The sequence below is a fragment of the Kribbella antiqua genome, from assembly GCF_004345665.1.
In the GTDB taxonomy this organism is placed as follows: domain Bacteria; phylum Actinomycetota; class Actinomycetes; order Propionibacteriales; family Kribbellaceae; genus Kribbella; species Kribbella antiqua.
Genome location: NZ_SLWR01000013.1, coordinates 189,053 through 205,218 on the forward strand (window position 1 = coordinate 189,053; position 16,166 = coordinate 205,218).

The following is a 16,166-nucleotide window of genomic DNA, read 5'->3' on the forward strand; positions in this document are numbered from 1 at the left end:
GCGAACGTGCCTCATAGACTGCCGAATCGTAGAAAAGTTTTTCCGCTATGCAGAATTCGAGGTGCTGGTGGAGATCGAGGCGCTCGCTGCTCGGCTGCGCGCACAACTGGGTGACGCCGCCGTCATCACGGATCGCGCGCAACGACGTACGTACGAATGCGACGGCCTGACCCACCATCGGGTGGTTCCCGCGCTGGTGGTCCTCGCCGACACTACGGCCGCGGTGGCTGCGACGGTCAAGGAGTGCGCCGCGCTAGGTGTCCCGTTCGTCGCCCGAGGCTCCGGTACGGGATTGTCCGGGGGAGCGTTGCCGCACGCCGACGGCGTGCTGATCGTCATGAGCCGGATGCGCCGGATTCTCGAACTCGACATCGAGGGGCAGCGCGCCGTGGTCGAGCCGGGCGTCATCAACATGCAGCTGACGAACGCCGCGATGCCGATGGGGTACTACTTCGCCCCGGACCCGTCGAGTCAGCAGGTGTGTTCGATCGGCGGCAACGTCGCGGAGAACTCGGGCGGAGCGCACTGCCTCAAGTACGGCTTCACGACCAACCACGTCACCGGCCTGGAACTGGTCACGCCCGAAGGAGACATCGTCGAGCTCGGCGGCAAAGCGCCCGACACACCGGGCTACGACTTGGTGGGCGCCTTGGTCGGCTCCGAAGGCACGCTGGGAGTCGTCACGGGTGTGACCGTGCGCCTGACCCGTGCCCCGGAGGACGTCCGAACCTTGCTGGCGGCGTTCGACAGCACCGACAGCGCCGGTACGGCGGTATCCGCGATCATCGGCGCCGGAGTCATCCCGGCCGCGATCGAAATGATGGACGCGCTTGCCATCGAAGCGGCCGAGGCTGCCGTGCATTGTGGCTACCCGCCCGGCGCTGGCGCCGTACTGATCGTCGAGATCGACGGACCACGCTCGGACGTCCAGCACGTGTTCGATCAGGTCACTGGTCTCTGCCAGGCCGCGGGAGCGTTCGAGATCCGCATCGCCCGCGACGACGAGGAACGGGCTCTGATCTGGAGAGGTCGCAAGTCGGCCTTCGCCGCGGTCGGCCGCATCAGCCCGGACTACATCGTCCAAGACGGAGTCGTCCCACGTACGTCGCTGCCGCGCGTACTGCGCAGCATCGCCGAACTGTCGGAGCGATCCGGCGTCCGGGTGGCCAACGTGTTCCACGCGGGCGACGGCAACCTGCATCCGCTCGTGCTCTTCGACGAGCGGCGCGAGGGCGAGGCCGAGCGGGCGGAGGAAGTGTCGGGGGCGATCCTCGACCTCTGCATCCAGCACGGCGGTTCGATCACGGGCGAGCACGGTGTCGGGTCGGACAAGGCGCAGTACATGCCGCGGATGTTCACCGACGAGGATCTGGACACCATGCAACTGCTGCGCTGTGCCTTCGATCCGGACTCGCTTTCGAATCCTGGGAAGGTCTTTCCGACTCCACGGCTGTGTGGCGAGCGTCCTCGAAAGCAGCAAGGGGTTCCGGCGGACGGCGTGGCGGAGGTGTTCTGATGCCGGACGTGCAGTCGGAGCTCGAGCGTGCCTGCGAGCTGGAGCCCGCGAAAGACGCCGACGCGGTGGTCGGCGAGCTGCCTCAGTGGGTGGTGCGTCCTACTACTACCGCGCAAGTCGCCGACATCATGCGGGTCGCGTCAGCGCACGATCTTGCTGTCGTGGCACGCGGAGCGGGGACCAAGCTGCGCTGGGGAAATCGGCCGCAGCGAGTGGATGTGGTGCTCGACACCACGGGCCTGGATGCGCTGGTCGAGCATGCTGAGGGCGATCTCATCCTCGTCACCGGTGCTGGTCGGCGGTTGGAGACGATTCAGCAAGACATCTCCGCTTCGGGACAGCAGTTGGGGATCGACCCGGCGCGGAAGGGCACGGTGGGTGGAGCCGTGGCCACCGCCTCGACGGGACCGCTGCGGTTGCGGCATGGCGCCGTACGGGATCTCGTGATCGGGATGACCTTTGTGCGGGCCGATGGTGTGGTGGCCCACAGCGGCGGCAAAGTGGTGAAGAACGTCGCTGGTTATGACCTTGCCAAGATCATGACCGGCTCGTACGGGACGTTGGGCGTGATCACCGAGGTCGCCTTTCGGCTGCACCCGATCCCGCAGGGCCGTCGTTGGGTGAGCGTCGAGGTCGACAGTGCCCAGCAGGCGCATGAAGCCGTGCAGGCGCTGGTGCACAGTCAGGTGATGGCTGCGGCGATTGAGCTGGACTGGAGCGACGGTCGTGGTCAGGTCGCCGTACAGATTGTTGGTCATGCTGACGGCGTCGACGCGATCTGTGAGGAGGTGATTCGCTTGCTGGCAAGGGATGCCGAGTCGTCGACGGAGCCACCGTCGTGGTGGGGTGGGGAGCCGGCCGGGGCGCTGCTCAAGGTGACTTATGAGATCGGCGCTTTGACTCAGTTGCTTGAGGCAATTGGGTCCTTACGTTTCCGTGGCTCACCAGGTGTCGGCACAGGGCTGCTCGGGGTGAGCGACGCCGTCGTTGATGTCGTGGCGAACCTACGGCGCGAGTCGGCCCGGTTCGGCGGGTCGGTCGTCGTACTCGATGCTCCGGAGGAGGCGCGTGGCGAGCTTGATCTGTGGGGCCCGGTGCGTGGGCTCGAGCTCATGCGTTCGGTCAAGCAACGGTTCGATCCCGGACGTTTGCTGTCGCCGGGACGCTTCGTGGGAGGCATTTGATGAGCTTCGATGATCACCGGCCGCCGTCGGCGGAGTTGCTGGCGGACTGCGTACACTGCGGGTTCTGTCTGCCGACGTGTCCGACGTACGTGCTCTGGGGCGAGGAGATGGACAGCCCACGCGGCCGCATCCACCTGATGGATCAGGTGCGGCAGGGTGAGCCGTTGAGCCCGTCCACAGTGCAGCACTTCGATGCGTGCCTCGGTTGCCTGGCATGCGTGACCGCGTGCCCGTCGGGTGTCCAGTACGACGTACTGATCTCGGCCACTCGCGCACAGGTCGAGCGCAACCACGAGCGGCCGACGGGCCAGCGGGCGCTGCGTACGGCGATCTTCCAGCTGTTTCCTTATCCACGCAGGCTGCGGGCATTGCGTGGACCGCTGCGTCTCCACCAGCGATCCGGACTGTCCCGGCTGTTGCGCAGATCGCGTTTGCTGCAGCGGATCTCGCCGAGTCTGGCCGCGATGGAATCGTTGGCCCCGCCGTTGTCGCGAGCCGAACGCGTCCCTGAGCGAGTCGCCGCGGCAGGCGAGCGGCGCGGGGTTGTCGGCATGCTGCTCGGGTGCGTTCAACGTGAGTTCTTCCCTGGCGTGAATGCTGCGACGGCGCGCGTACTCGCGGCTGAGGGTTTCGACGTCATCGCTCCGGCTTCGCAAGGCTGCTGCGGCGCGCTCTCTGCCCATAGTGGGCGGGAGCCTGAGGCTCAGCGGTTTGCCCGGAAGCTGATCGACACGTTCGAGCAGGCTGGTGTCGACGCTGTCGTGGTGAACTCCGCGGGATGCGGCTCGAGCATGAAGGAGTACGCAGAGCTGCTCGCGGACGATCCTTCGTATTCGGACCGCGCGGCGGCCTTCGTCGACCGCGTCCGCGACATCAGCGAGTTCCTCGTCGAGGTCGGCACCGTCGCCCCACGGCATCCACTGGAAGTGACAGTCGCCTACCACGACGCCTGTCACCTGGCCCACGCCCAGGGAGTCCGCAGCCAACCGCGAGAACTGCTGCGCGCCATCCCAGGCCTGGAATTACGCGAGATCAAGGACTCGGCAATCTGCTGCGGCAGCGCCGGAATCTACAACCTCCTCAACCCCGAACCAGCCCAAGAACTAGGCGACGCCAAAGCCAAGAACGTCCTAGCCACCGGCGCCGCCCTCCTGGTCACCGCAAACCCCGGCTGCCTCATGCAAGTCACCTCATCCCTGGAACGCCAAGGCAAATCCATGGCAACAGCCCACACAGTCGAAGTCCTCGACGCGTCAATCCGCGGGCAATCCTTGCCAGCAGCTTCTGAGTAACAGTGCGCACCAGCAGGTCGGCATCACCATGGGCACCCCGATCATGTCCGCGTTCCTCACCGCGGATCTCGTGGGCAGCCTCACCACCGCGATCGCTGTCAACGCCGCTCTGACTCTTGCGGCCGCAGGAACGGTCAGACTCGCGCTGCCAAGGGTCAGGACTGGGCAGTGAGGATGGTCATGGCGGCGTTGTGGCCGCCGAGGCCGCTGACGGCGCCGCCGCGGCGGGCGCCGGAGCCGCAGATCAGCAGGTTGGCGACGTCGGTCTCGGTGCCCCAGCGGCCGGCGCCGGCATCGTCGGTTGCCCACGGCCACTGGAGGTCGCCGTGGAAGATGTGACCGCCGGGCATGCCGACCGATGCTTCGATGTCGTACGGCGTCTTGGCCTCGACACATAGGTTGCCATCGGCATCACGGGCGATGCAGTCCGCCAGCGGCTCGGCCAGGTAGGACTCGAGCCCGGCCAGCACCCGGCGGACCGACTCGGCCCGCGCGGCCTCGTTGTCGTCGGCAAACAACCGCGCGGGGAAGTGGACGCCGAAGATGGTCAACGTGTGGTAGCCGGAGGCAACCAGTGACGGGCTGAGGATGGACGGGTCGGTGAGCGAGTGACAGTAGACCTCGGACGGCGGTACGGCGGGCAGCACCCCATCGGCCGCGGACACGTAGGCGGACTCCAGCTGGCTGTAGTCCTCGTCGATGTGGAAGGTGCCGGCGAAGGCGTGCGCCGGGTCGTCACCGGACTTGAGCCGAGGAAGCCGGGAGAGCAGCAGATTGACCTTCAGCTGCGAACCCTCAGGCTTCTGACCGCCAACACGACCGCGGAGAGCATCGAGAGTGGCCGGCGCGACATTCGCCAGTACGTACGAGCAGTCGACCGAGCGTTCTCCGTCGCCGCCCATCCAGGTGACCGAGGCGCTGACGCCATCGGCTTCCACCGAGGCCACCGAAGCGTTCGTGACCAGTGACGCACCGGCGAGCCGGGCCGCGTGAGCCAGCGCATCGGTCACCGCGCCCATCCCACCGACAGGCACCCGCCACTCGCCGGTGCCGTTGCCGATCAGGTGGTAGAGGAAGCATCGGTTCTGGATCAGCGACTCGTCATGCATCCCAGCGAACGTCCCGATCAGGGCGTCGGTCGCGACGACTCCGCGCACGGTGTCGTCGGCGAAGCGTCGCTCGATCGCCTCGCCGAGCGGCCGCTCGATCAACTCCTCCCACAGAGCGGAGTCCACTCGAGCCTTCAACGACGAGCCGGTCACGAGCGGCTCGAGCAGCGTCGGAGCGATCACCTCCGCCAGCGAACCGACGGCGCCGTAGAACGACGTCCACGCCTCGTACTCGGCGTCGCTACCGGTCAAGGCCCGGAACGACTCGCGCGTGGCCGCATTCTCGGGCCGGTCGACGAGAAGGCCGAGGTCGCGACCATCACGTCGTACGGGCGTGTACGACGCGACTGAGCGCGAGCGGAGCTCCAGGGCGAGGCCGAGGTCCGCGACGATCTTGTCGGGGAGAAGGCTGACCAGGTAGGAGTACCGCGACAGCCGCGCGTCGATTCCTGGGAACACCTGCTGGCTGACCGCGGCGCCGCCGGTGTGGGCCTGCTGCTCCAGCACCAGCGTCGACAGCCCGGCCTGGGCGAGGTAAGCCGCGGCGGTGAGGCCGTTGTGGCCACCGCCGACGATCACGACGTCGTAGAAGTCCTTCATCAGACCGGCCACTCCAGCTTGTTGTAGGCGGCGTCCCAGAACATCCATTCGTAACGGCAGGTGGTCGCGAAGTGCCTATGGCAACGTTCTCGCTCCGAGGCGCTGACGTCCAGTCCGTTCGTGACCGCGAGTACCGACTCGACCACCGCGTCGAACTCGTCCGAGCCGTAGGTCTCGATCCACCGCCGGTAGAGCGGGTCAGGCGACGACCGCTTGAGCAGCTCGCGGCCGACGTCGCGGTAGATCCAGTAACAGGGCAGTACGGCGGCAACCGCCTCGGCGTACGTGCCGGTCGCGCAGACAGCCGTCAGATAGGACATGTACGCCGTAGTCGTCGGGCCGGAGCCGGTTGCGTCGACATCCGCTGACGTGAGGCCCAGTGAGCCCAGCAGCGACGCGTGCAGCTCCCGCTCGACCGCGATCGCGTTGGCCGCGTGCAGGGCGAACATGCTGACCGCGTCCTCGTCGGTCGCGCGGCCGGCGATCAGCGTCAGCGCACGCGAGTACGAACGCAGGTAGTGACTGTCCTGAACGATGAAGTAACGGAACGCGTCGTGGTCCAGGGAGCCGTCGGTGAGCCCGGTGATGAACGGATGCCGGACGATCTCGTCGTACATGGCCGCGCCACCGCGGTCCCACAGCTCGCCGGAAAACGTCATCCGTAAAGCTCCTTTCGCTCCGGTCTGCACCTTATCCACAACGCGACGCGGCAGTACGAGACGTAGGTCACTCGTCCGCTTTACTCTGAGGCATGAGCATCGTGGGGGAGCGGGCGGAGACGCGGCAGGAAATGCCGCCGGATACCGCCCTGTTGCGGCGGATCCGGGCGTCGGTGATCGGCGACGACCAGGTGATGCACGGGCCGTACGGTCCGCGCCGGGTGACGTACGCCGATTACACCGCCTCCGGGCGGGCGCTGACCTTCCTCGAGGACTTCATCCGCGCGGAAGTGCTGCCGCGATACGCGAACACGCACACCGAGTCCAGCGGCACCGGCCTGCAGACCACCCGGCTGCGCGAGGACGCCCGCCGGATCATCCACCAGAGCGTCGGCGGCGACGACCAGACCGCGGTGATCTTCTGCGGCTCCGGTGCGACCGGTGCGATCGACAAGCTGATCGGCATCATGGGCCTGCGCATCCCGGCCGAGCTCGACGACACCTACCACCTCACCGACCAGATCCCGCGCGACCAGCGCCCGGTTGTCTTCATCGGCCCGTACGAGCATCACTCCAACGAGCTGCCCTGGCGCGAGTCGATCGCCGACGTGGTCGTGATCAGTCAGGACCACGACGGCCACATCGACATCGACCAGCTCGAGTCCAGACTGATCGAGTACGCCGATCGCCCGCTGAAGATCGGCTCGTTCTCCGCGGCCAGCAACGTCACCGGCATCGTCAGCAACACCCAGCTCTTGTCAGCCCTGCTGCATCGGCACGGCGCCTTGTCGTTCTGGGATTGCGCGGCCGCGGCGCCGTACGTGGAGATCGACATGTACGGCGACGACCCGTTGGAGTACAAGGACGCCATCTTCCTCAGTCCGCACAAGCTGATCGGCGGTCCGGGGACTCCCGGCGTACTCGTGGCCCGGCGTGAGCTGCTCCGCAACCGGGTGCCCGACGTACCGGGCGGTGGGACGGTCGCGTACGTGAACCCGCTGGAGCACCGCTACCTCGACGACCCCGTGCATCGGGAGGAGGGCGGGACGCCCGCGATCGTGGGGTCGATCCGGGCCGGGCTCGTGTTCCAGCTGAAGCAGGCGGTCGGAATCGACGTGATCCGCGCGCATGAGGACGCCTACCTGCGCCGCGCGGTCGAGGCGTGGCGGCAGGAACCGAACATCCAGATCCTCGGCAACCTCGACGCCGAGCGGCTGTCAATCGTGTCGTTCGTGGTGAAGGCGCCGTCCGGCCGGTACCTGCACCACAACTTCGTTGTTGCCCTGCTCAACGACCTCTTCGGGATCCAGTCCCGCGGCGGGTGTTCGTGCGCGGGTCCGTACGGGCACACGTTGCTCGGGATCGACCTGGAGCGGTCGCATGAGTTCGCCGAAGAGATCCTGCATGGGTGCGAGGGGATCAAGCCCGGCTGGGTCCGGGTGAACTTCAACTACTTCATCTCCGAGGCGGTCTTCTCGTACGTCGTCGAGGCGGTGAAGCTGGTCGCGCGAGACGGCTGGCGGCTGCTCGCCGACTACCGCTTCGACCCGACGAACGGCCTGTGGCGGCATCACCGCGGCCCGGTCGAGCCGCCGCTGCGACTGTCCCAGGTCGGGTACGACGCCGACGGCAAACTCAGGTACCCACGCCACGACCACACCGCCCCCGAGTCAGCCCTCCAGGACTACCTGGCCGAAGCCCGCGACATGCTGTCCACGTGTCCAGGTGCCGACGAGACCGAGGGCCACGTCAACACCGACTTCGACCACCTCCGCTGGTTCGACCTCCCCGCCCGCTGCCTGACCTCGCCCTGAGCTCTTGGATCAGTGGAGGGTTTTGTGAAATAGCGCAAGAAACCCGCCATTGAGTCGTTCAAAACCCTCCAGTGATGCGGCAGGTGGGGGAGCAGGTGGTGGGGGTGCCGGGCCAGCCGCGGAGCGCCAGTGCTGCGCCGACCTGGGCAGCGGCGGCGCATGGGTTTTGACCAGCTGATACCCGAAGCGCAGCGTGATCTTGCCTCGGAGTGTGGCCGAGTTGTCCCGCTGCATGTCCCGCCAACTGGAGGTTGTGTCGGCATGGCCGGCGCGGCCGTCGAGTTCGACGATCAGGTCGTACGGTAGGTACTCGATGTCGCGGTACCTCACCGTCTTGCCGTCGGTCACGCGGAGCTGGCGGGTGCCGACGGGTAGGCCGTGCGGGCGTTCTACACGTCTCAGGTAGGTCTGCTCGAGGAAAGACTGCACGCCGGTTGCGGCGTCCGAGAGGATCTGATGCAGCTGGTCCCGGCCGCGGAGTCGAGGGAGTCGGTTCAGCTCGGCCAGCAATCGCTCGGGCGTCGTACGGCGTTGACGGCACGCGTCGAGCACAAGCGCCGCCCGCTGGTCTGGAGCGGCGTACCCGGCTGCCGCGGTCAACACGGCGACCTCCAGCCGGACAATTCCTGGCTCGCGTCCTTCGAGCAACCACGACGAGAAGTCTTTCCGGCGGCTGATCCGGATGCCGGCTCGGCGCTCCATCCTGCGGTTCTGCGGCACTGCGAGATGGACCGTGTGATCGTCCCAGTCACCGTTGAGCCCGTGCCAGCGCAGAGCGGTCTCGCCGGTCAGCGCCGCTTCGGGTCCGCAAGCCAACCACGCCGCCCAGACTCGGGTGCCCCACGGGAGCGGTCCGGTGAAGTCCGCGTACACGCCTTGGTGGATTCGCTGGATCTGCCGATTCCGGGATCGCCGTACCAGGACGTAGTCGTCGATTCCGCTCGACTGAGCCTGGGCGCGGCTGAAGGCGCCCTGCTGTCGCTCGCGCAGCTCGACGAACCGTCGTACTCGCCCGTCGTCCGCCGGAAGCTTCGATGCCGTTGATCCCTCCACATCGACAACATGCCCTGACATGGCCCTCCACCGAGCCCTGACTTTGCTCCTGTGGACAAAGTCGCGCTTGGACCCTTGAGGCTAGGTTGTGGGGATCCAGACGCGCATGGCGTGGGGGCCGCGGTTTGACCAGGTGTAGTAGGGGATGAGGGTGATGGGGACTGGGCGGGTGGAGGGCTGGGCGCCGTAGGTGGGGTAGGGGGAGTCGGAGGGGGCGACTGCGAGGCCGGTGGTGTGGAGGAGCGTGACGCCGTCGAGTAGGTCGGGGCGTGGGGTTGCGTGGACCTCGGCTGTGGGGTCGAGGCGGAGGTCTTCGATGGTGGCTGTCTGGTCCGGCTGCTCGATGGCGTAGATGAGTGGGCCTCGTGCGACGGTGACACAGCCACGGGTCGCATCCACTCGGTCGCCCGAGACGAGCAAGCGTGGTGCGAGTGACAGGTCTAGTACGACTTGTTCACCGACCCGGAACACCCTGCGGAGCTTGGCATATCCCGCAACGGCTGGTTGGCCGTCGACTGTGGCTTCGGCTGCCCACTCGGGGATTCGCAATGCCAGCTCGACCTCATGCGTGGGAGCCTCCGCGATCGTCAGGGTGACGCGGCCGTCCCACGGATAGTTGGTGTCGACGTCCACAGCAAAGGCGCCGGCGCGTAGCGAGCTGACGGCGTACTGATGGATCTGCAGACCCTCGTCCGTGCCAGTGGCTAGATACGCGGGCAGGCTGGCCAGCGTGCGCATCACGTTCGGTGGGCAGCAGGCGCAGTTGAACCACGGCCGTCGTCCGTACGCCGGTGAGCGCTGCACGTCACCTCGAGCGCCCGTACGGCGATGCAGGGTGTTCACGTAGAAGTAGTCCGCTTCAGTCAGCGACACCCCCGGCAGGATCGCGTTGTAGAGGATCAGCTCGATCTGGTCGGCGTACAAGGGATCGCCGGTCGCCAGCAGCAGTCTCCATGCCCACTGCAGCGCCCCGATCGCCGCACACGTTTCGGCGTACGCGCGGTCCGGTGGCAGCTCGTCGACGTCGCCGAACGCCTCACCGTCCCACCGCGACCCGACCGCGCCGGTGACGTGCTGCTTCCGCCGCCGCATCGCGTCGTACTGCCTCCGGACAGCCTCAAGCAGCTCCGTGTCGCCGGTCTCGATGGCGACGTCCGTGGCGCCGGCGGCGAAGTAGACAGCACGGACCGCATGGCCCTCCACTGTCTCCGCCTTGCGCACCGGAACGCGGTCGGCATAGTGCGCCGGGTCGCCGTAGTGCGACGGGTCGAAGCCTGGCTTGGTGGCCCGGCCGTAGCCGCGTGCGTCGACGAAGTAGCGCGCCAGGTCGAGATACTCGCGTGAGCCTGTCTGCCGGTAGAGCTCGACGAGACCCAGCTCCACCGCCGGATGACCGTCGAGCTCGGTCCGTCCGTCCGGGCCGAATGTCGTCACGAGATGGTCCGCGAAGCGCGTTGCAACGTCGAGCAGTTCCGTGTTGCCGGTTCGTGCGCCCGCTACCGCGGCCTGGAACAGATGACCGGCGCAGTAGAGCTCGTGGCTCATCCACAGCCGGTCGTACCGCTCCTCGCCGCGCACCTGGATGGCCGAGTTGAGGTAGCCGTCGTCGCGCTGAGCGGCAGCGATCGTACGACGAAGCTCGCGCGCGTCGTAGCCATCCCAAGCCGCGGCCTCCAGCCACTTGTACACATCGGAATCGCGAAAGCTCCCGCCCTCCGCCATACCAGAAGCCTGACCTGCCGCGATCTCCAGATTCCGAATGTTGCCTGCATCAACCAACCGCTGATACCCGACCGGAATCGCATCCCGATTGGCCGACATCCGTCGCTGCCAGAACCCACCCGTCACCCGGCTGTCCGGCAGCGGCCGCAGTACGATGGCCGCCGCCGGACCGGGAAGCACCGGCGCGATCATGCCGGCTGCCGGCGGAAGCGCACGGCGTCGGCGATCACGACATTGTTCGCCGCATCGCTGAGCTCGACGTACCCGTCGATACCGGCCGCGAACCGGAAGGTCCCGAGCGAGACCCACTCGCCGGTCCGGACCTCCGGTACGCCGTGCTGCGTCTGGTCGACCGTGACCGGCGTGACCCCGTCGGCGTGATGGACGACGTACGTCGCGTCGGTCGCCCGGTTGGTGCCGGCGGAGTACGACACCAGCACCTCATAGCTGTCGTCGCCGGGCAGCGCCGGGCGCCAGGTAGCGACGTTGGCTCCGGTGCCTTTGGCGTGTGACGCGTAGTTGAAGCCGTAGTACCCGGGCACGCCGCGGCTGCTCGGCCAAGCGCCCACGACTGAGAACCCGAGGTCGCCACCGTTGTCCACGGTCACCTCCTCGCGTACGTCGGCCGGGCGGGCCGCTGCGACGATGCTCAGTTCGTCGAGGGACATCGTCGTACCGCCGCCACGGCCTGCGCCGGCCAGGGTGAAGCGGATGGTGTGCCGGCCCGGCTGCAATCGAAGCTTGCCGAGGAGCGAGACGGCGTACCCGTCCATGCGGTACGTCGTGAAGTCGAAGGTCGAGTTGCGGAGAGTCTGACCGTCCACCGTGACGGTCACCAGGCCGCCGGTGGACGAGCGGTAGTAGCGCAGCCAGAGTTCGTAGTCGCCGTCCGGCCCAGCTGTGAAGGGGTATTCGATGAAGTCGCCCACGGCCGCGGGGGTGTAGACCGCGCGGGCGCCGTGACGTGCCGTGGCCTCGCGGACCACCGACACTGTGCCGCCCGAACGTCGTACGCCCGGCGCGCCGTTGCCGAGGTCCTGCGTACGCTCGGTCAGGCAAGGACCGGTCGCGAGGCTGTCACGGCCCTGCGTCAGCCACTCCAGGTTGAAGCGGGCAACGGACACCCGCTGGGGACTGCCGTCGAGGTCGCCGTCGCAGCCGTAGAGCAGGACGATCGTGCCGTCGGACAGGTGAGCCAGGTCCGAGTAGAACGACCGGCCTGGATGGACAGAGCGGCTGTAGCGGAACGAGTAGCCCTCGTCGTAGCTGACTGAGACGGTCATGTTCCAGCGCATCGGTGCGTCGGGGCGGCTGAACACCATGCGCCCGCCGGGATACTTGATCAGGCTGTGGTCGCAACCGTTGAAGACCCCGGCGTTGAAGTCGAGCACCGAGCGGGACCAGGTCAGCCCACCGTCCGAGCTGACCGCGATGCCCCGCGGCCAGTCCTGACCGGAGCCCGGCCGGCTGTTCATCAGGACGGTGCCGTCCGCGCGTTCGACCAGCCTGGCCTCGCCCAGAGTCGGCAGCCCCGCGATCATCGGCACTTCGCCACCGGCCTGCCAGGTCTGGCCGTGGTCGTCGCTGTAGATGGTCGAGACGCCGTAGTTGCGCTGATCGGCCGGTACGCCGGTGATGATCGTGCGATGCGAGACGCTGAGCACCAGGCGGCCTGACGCGAGCTGGATGCCGTGGCCCGGACCGGGACCGTGCATCGCCCAGTTGTACGGGAAGTGGTCGAAGAGGCCGGCCAGGCTGCGACGCTCGCTCCAGGTCACGCCGCCGTCCGTACTGGAGATGAAGTAGACCGTGCTCGAGTCGGCCGAGCAACTGGTGTTCTCGGGTAGCCGGACGCACATGTTGTGGAACAGGAACACCTCGCCGGTGGTCCGGTCGACCACGAAGGTCGGGTTCGCCCACGTCTGCCCGTCGACGGACAGCTCCACCACCTGGGTAGGCGTCCAGGTCTGGCCGCCGTCGGTGCTGCGGCGGATCAGCAGGTCGTGCGGGCCGGCGTCACAGGTCTCATGCCTACCTTCGGTGCAGGCGATGATCGTGTCGTCCGGCAGTACGACGAGGCCGTAGACGAAGTAGCTGGCGAGTGGATCGACGGCCGAGTCCCACAGCGTGGTCTCGGCGAAGTACGGCGTACTGCTGCCCCCAACGGCGCTGTCAGCTGAAGCGTGGAGTGCGCTGGCGAAGGCGGGGGCGGGGAGAGCGGCCGCGGCGGTGCCGGCGGCGAGGCCAAGAGTGAAGTTCCGGCGGCTGATGGACATGCAGTGCTCCTTGCACATGGCGGGGCAACGGAAGACCGGGTTGGCCGGACGTTAGACCATGATCGACGCGGGACGCCAGACGCTAATGGGTATTAGCTTTAACAACTGCTGATTCGGGCATGAGCTATTGACACGACGGAGATCACGAGGCGAAACTCGGCGATCAGAAATTGCTAGCCCGTATTAGCAGGAGGCCATCGGATGAATCCCGGACCGGCGCGCCGGCCGACGCAGGCCGACATCGCCCGGCTGGCCGGTGTCAGTCAGGCGACCGTGTCGCTGGTGCTGAACGAGCGCGACTCCGGCGTCCGGATCAGCCCATCGACGCGGGACCGCGTGCTCGCGGTGATGCGCGAGTGGGGGTACGTCGCGAACGCCTCGGCGCGCTCGCTGGCCGGCGGCCGGAACAAGATCCTCGGCGTCTACACGTTCGAAGCGGTGTTCCCGACCACGAGCGGGAACTTCTACTTCCCGTTCCTGCTCGGCATGGAGCAGGAAGCCGCCGAGCTCGGGTACGACCTACTGCTGTTCACCAGCACCGAAGGCGAGCGGCAGATCTTCCGCGACGGCTCGACCCGGCTCTCCCTCGCGGACGGCGCCCTGCTGCTCGGCCGGAACCCGGACACCGAGGAGGTCGAGCAGCTCCGCGACTCCGGCTATCCCTTCGTGTACGTGGGCCACCAGGAGGTCACCGGCGCGCCGGTGTCGTACGTCGCGGCGGACTACGCCGGCGCGACCCAACAGCTCACCGAGCGGCTGTACGAGCTCGGGCACGAACGTGTCGCGTACGCGCGACTCGGCGACGGCGACGCGCAACCGAGCCGTGATCGCGAACGGGGCTTCCGGCAGGGGCGCCGGCAGATGGCGCCGGTCTGGACACTCGAGTCCGTCGACGAGGTCGAAGGGCTGGTGGCCGAGATTCGGCACGGCGGAATTACCGCCCTGGTGGCTGAGCAGGTCCTGCTCGCCGAGGAGATCGAGCGGGCGGGTGTGTCGATCCCGGGTGAGCTGAGCGTCGTCGTACTCGGTGACTCGATCGGAGCGCGCCGCGAGGACACGCAGTGGACCGGTCTGGTGGTTCCGCGCGAGGAGATGGGCCGGCGTGCGACGCGCTTGCTGGTGAGCCAGTTGGAGACCCCAGAGGCAGAGGCCAAGAGCGAGAGCGTGGAGTGCCCGCTGACGGACGGTACGACGGTCGGGCCGCCGTCGTGACGCGCGTCGTCGTGAAGCGGCTGCTCGTCGGCGTACTGGTGATGTGGGGCGCGGCCTCGCTCATCTTCGTCATCGTCCGTGCCGCTCCGGGCGATCCGGCCACGCTGTTGCTCGGGCCGGACGCGGCCCCGGACCAGATCCGCGAGCTGACCGCGAAGCTCGGTCTCGATCGGCCGTTGCCGGTGCAGTACGTGAGCTATCTCGGCGACGTCGTACGGCTGCGCTTCGGCGACTCGTATCTGTTCAACCGGCCCGCGATGGCCGAGGTGTTCGAACGGATGCCGGCGACCGCCGAGCTGATGCTCGCCTCCACCGCGATCGCGGTGATCGCCGGTCTGACGCTCGGCCTGATCGCGGGTGGACGTCCGGGCAAGGTCGTCGACCGGGTGGTGTCCGCGGGCACCATCGCACTGCAGTCGTTCCCGACGTTCTGGTCGGGCATCATGCTGATCCTGATCTTCGCGCTCGCGCTGCGGCTGCTGCCCAGCGCCGGCTCCGGGACGCCCGCACATTTGGTGCTGCCGGCAATCACCTTGGCGCTCCCGTTCACCGCGACAGTCGCCCGGCTGACCCGGACCAGCGTCGCGGAGACGATGCGCGAGCAGTACATCAACACGGCCCGATCCAAAGGCCTCACCGAACGGCAGGTGCTGCTCGGCCACGCACTGCGCAACTCGCTGATCCCGGTCGTCACGATCATCGGCCTGCACATGGGCGGCCTGATGGGCGGCGCGGTCGTGGTCGAGAACGTCTTCGCCTGGCCCGGCGTCGGCACGCTGGTCGTGGACGCTGTCGCCAACCGCGACTACACCGTCGTCCAGGCGGCCACCTTCCTCGTCGCCGGCATCGTGATGATCTTCAACCTCGCCGCCGACCTGGTCTACTCGCAGCTCGACCCGCGCATCCGGCTGGAGAGTGCGGCATGAAGACGTGGCTGAGCCGGATCCCGTACGTCGTGCTCACGTTCTACGCTGCCGTCGCCGTCATCGGCCCACTGCTGATCGACTACAACCCGGTGCGCACCGATCTCGGCCACCGGCTGCTCAAGCCCGGCGCGACCGCGTGGTTCGGCACCGACGGTCTCGGCCGCGACGTCTTCGCCCAGGTCGTGTATGGCGCGCGTACATCAGTGCTGATCGGTGTCTCGACGGTCGTCGTCTCCGCCGTCGTGGGTACGTCGATCGGCACGGTGGCCGGCTACTTCCGCGGCTGGCTGGACACCGTGTTGTCCCGCGGCATCGACATTCTCCTCGCGTTTCCCGCGATCCTGCTGGCGATCGTGATCGCGGGCTCGTTCCAGCGCAGTGTCGTCGTGGTGGTCGGTGCGTTGTCGGCGACCGCATGGATCTCGTTCGCCCGCGTCACCCGCGGTACGGCGCTCTCGGTCCGCGAACGAGCCTGGGTCGACGCGGCCCGGGTGCTCGGCGTACGTCGTAGGTTCATCCTCGTCCGGCATGTGTTGCCGTTCACGGCCGGGCCGGTGGTCGCGTTGGCCACGCTGGAGTTCGCCCTCGTCGTACTGGCCGAGGCTGGCCTCAGCTTCCTCGGCATCGGCCTGCCCAACTCGGCCGTGTCCTGGGGCCAGACCATTGCCAACGGCAAGCAATACCTCGCCACCGCCTGGTGGATCTCCGCCCTGCCAGGCATCGCACTGTCGCTGCTGATCGTCAACATCGGGATCCTCGGCGACCAGCTCACCGCCCGCTTCGGCCGCGGTCAACTCAGGTGA

General features: G+C 67.5%; 12 protein-coding genes. 7 read left to right on the plus strand and 5 right to left on the minus strand.

Annotation, left to right across the window (positions count from 1 at the left end; genetic code table 11):
- The first annotated feature begins 61 nt into the window (after nucleotides 1–61).
- The 3 genes from EV646_RS32625 to EV646_RS32635 are packed head-to-tail and all read left to right on the plus strand — an operon-like array spanning nucleotide 62 to nucleotide 3,992.
- On the plus strand, nucleotides 62–1,516 hold the full coding sequence (locus tag EV646_RS32625) for an FAD-linked oxidase C-terminal domain-containing protein (protein WP_241996468.1): 1,455 nt from the start codon (nucleotides 62–64) through the stop codon (nucleotides 1,514–1,516).
- A complete protein-coding gene (locus EV646_RS32630; RefSeq protein ID WP_132155492.1) occupies nucleotides 1,516–2,700 on the plus strand; it encodes an FAD-binding oxidoreductase in 1,185 nt (394 codons plus the stop codon). Before EV646_RS32625 ends, EV646_RS32630 begins: the two co-directional genes overlap by 1 nt.
- Nucleotides 2,700–3,992 (plus strand): (Fe-S)-binding protein, encoded by a 1,293-nt coding sequence (locus EV646_RS32635; RefSeq protein ID WP_132155494.1) that lies wholly within the window; start codon nucleotides 2,700–2,702, stop codon nucleotides 3,990–3,992. Before EV646_RS32630 ends, EV646_RS32635 begins: the two co-directional genes overlap by 1 nt.
- A gap of 155 nt (nucleotides 3,993–4,147) precedes the next feature.
- Here EV646_RS32635 and EV646_RS32645 read toward each other — a convergent pair whose 3' ends face one another.
- Nucleotides 4,148–5,701, minus strand: coding sequence for a phytoene desaturase family protein (locus EV646_RS32645; RefSeq protein ID WP_132155570.1), 1,554 nt, complete (start codon nucleotides 5,699–5,701; stop codon nucleotides 4,148–4,150).
- Nucleotides 5,701–6,360 (minus strand): thiaminase II, encoded by a 660-nt coding sequence (tenA, locus tag EV646_RS32650; RefSeq protein ID WP_132155496.1) that lies wholly within the window; start codon nucleotides 6,358–6,360, stop codon nucleotides 5,701–5,703. The genes EV646_RS32645 and tenA overlap by 1 nt, the downstream gene beginning before the upstream one ends.
- A gap of 92 nt (nucleotides 6,361–6,452) precedes the next feature.
- Between tenA and EV646_RS32655 the strand changes: the two genes are divergently transcribed.
- On the plus strand, nucleotides 6,453–8,174 hold the full coding sequence (locus tag EV646_RS32655) for an aminotransferase class V-fold PLP-dependent enzyme (protein ID WP_241996469.1): 1,722 nt from the start codon (nucleotides 6,453–6,455) through the stop codon (nucleotides 8,172–8,174).
- A 9-nt stretch (nucleotides 8,175–8,183) separates the two neighbouring features.
- On the opposite strand, the gene EV646_RS32660 is transcribed toward EV646_RS32655, so the two are convergent.
- Genes EV646_RS32660 through EV646_RS32670 form a run of 3 tightly spaced genes read right to left on the minus strand, consistent with a single transcriptional unit; the run spans nucleotide 8,184 to nucleotide 13,225 of the window.
- Nucleotides 8,184–9,248 carry a type IV toxin-antitoxin system AbiEi family antitoxin domain-containing protein gene (locus EV646_RS32660; protein WP_132155498.1) on the minus strand — a complete coding sequence of 355 codons (1,065 nt, stop codon included), beginning with the start codon at nucleotides 9,246–9,248 and terminating at the stop codon, nucleotides 8,184–8,186.
- 60 nt (nucleotides 9,249–9,308) lie between these two features.
- Entirely contained in the window at nucleotides 9,309–11,141 is a 1,833-nt protein-coding gene (locus EV646_RS32665) for a glycoside hydrolase family 127 protein (protein WP_132155500.1), read from the minus strand.
- Nucleotides 11,138–13,225, minus strand: coding sequence for a golvesin C-terminal-like domain-containing protein (locus tag EV646_RS32670; RefSeq protein ID WP_158291080.1), 2,088 nt, complete (start codon nucleotides 13,223–13,225; stop codon nucleotides 11,138–11,140). Before EV646_RS32670 ends, EV646_RS32665 begins: the two co-directional genes overlap by 4 nt.
- Before the next feature lie 201 nt (nucleotides 13,226–13,426).
- Between EV646_RS32670 and EV646_RS32675 the strand changes: the two genes are divergently transcribed.
- The 3 genes from EV646_RS32675 to EV646_RS32685 are packed head-to-tail and all read left to right on the plus strand — an operon-like array spanning nucleotide 13,427 to nucleotide 16,166.
- Nucleotides 13,427–14,437, plus strand: coding sequence for a LacI family DNA-binding transcriptional regulator (locus EV646_RS32675; RefSeq protein ID WP_132155504.1), 1,011 nt, complete (start codon nucleotides 13,427–13,429; stop codon nucleotides 14,435–14,437).
- Nucleotides 14,395–15,363 (plus strand): ABC transporter permease, encoded by a 969-nt coding sequence (locus EV646_RS32680; RefSeq protein WP_132155506.1) that lies wholly within the window; start codon nucleotides 14,395–14,397, stop codon nucleotides 15,361–15,363. Before EV646_RS32675 ends, EV646_RS32680 begins: the two co-directional genes overlap by 43 nt.
- Nucleotides 15,360–16,166 carry an ABC transporter permease gene (locus EV646_RS32685; RefSeq protein ID WP_132155508.1) on the plus strand — a complete coding sequence of 269 codons (807 nt, stop codon included), beginning with the start codon at nucleotides 15,360–15,362 and terminating at the stop codon, nucleotides 16,164–16,166. The genes EV646_RS32680 and EV646_RS32685 overlap by 4 nt, the downstream gene beginning before the upstream one ends.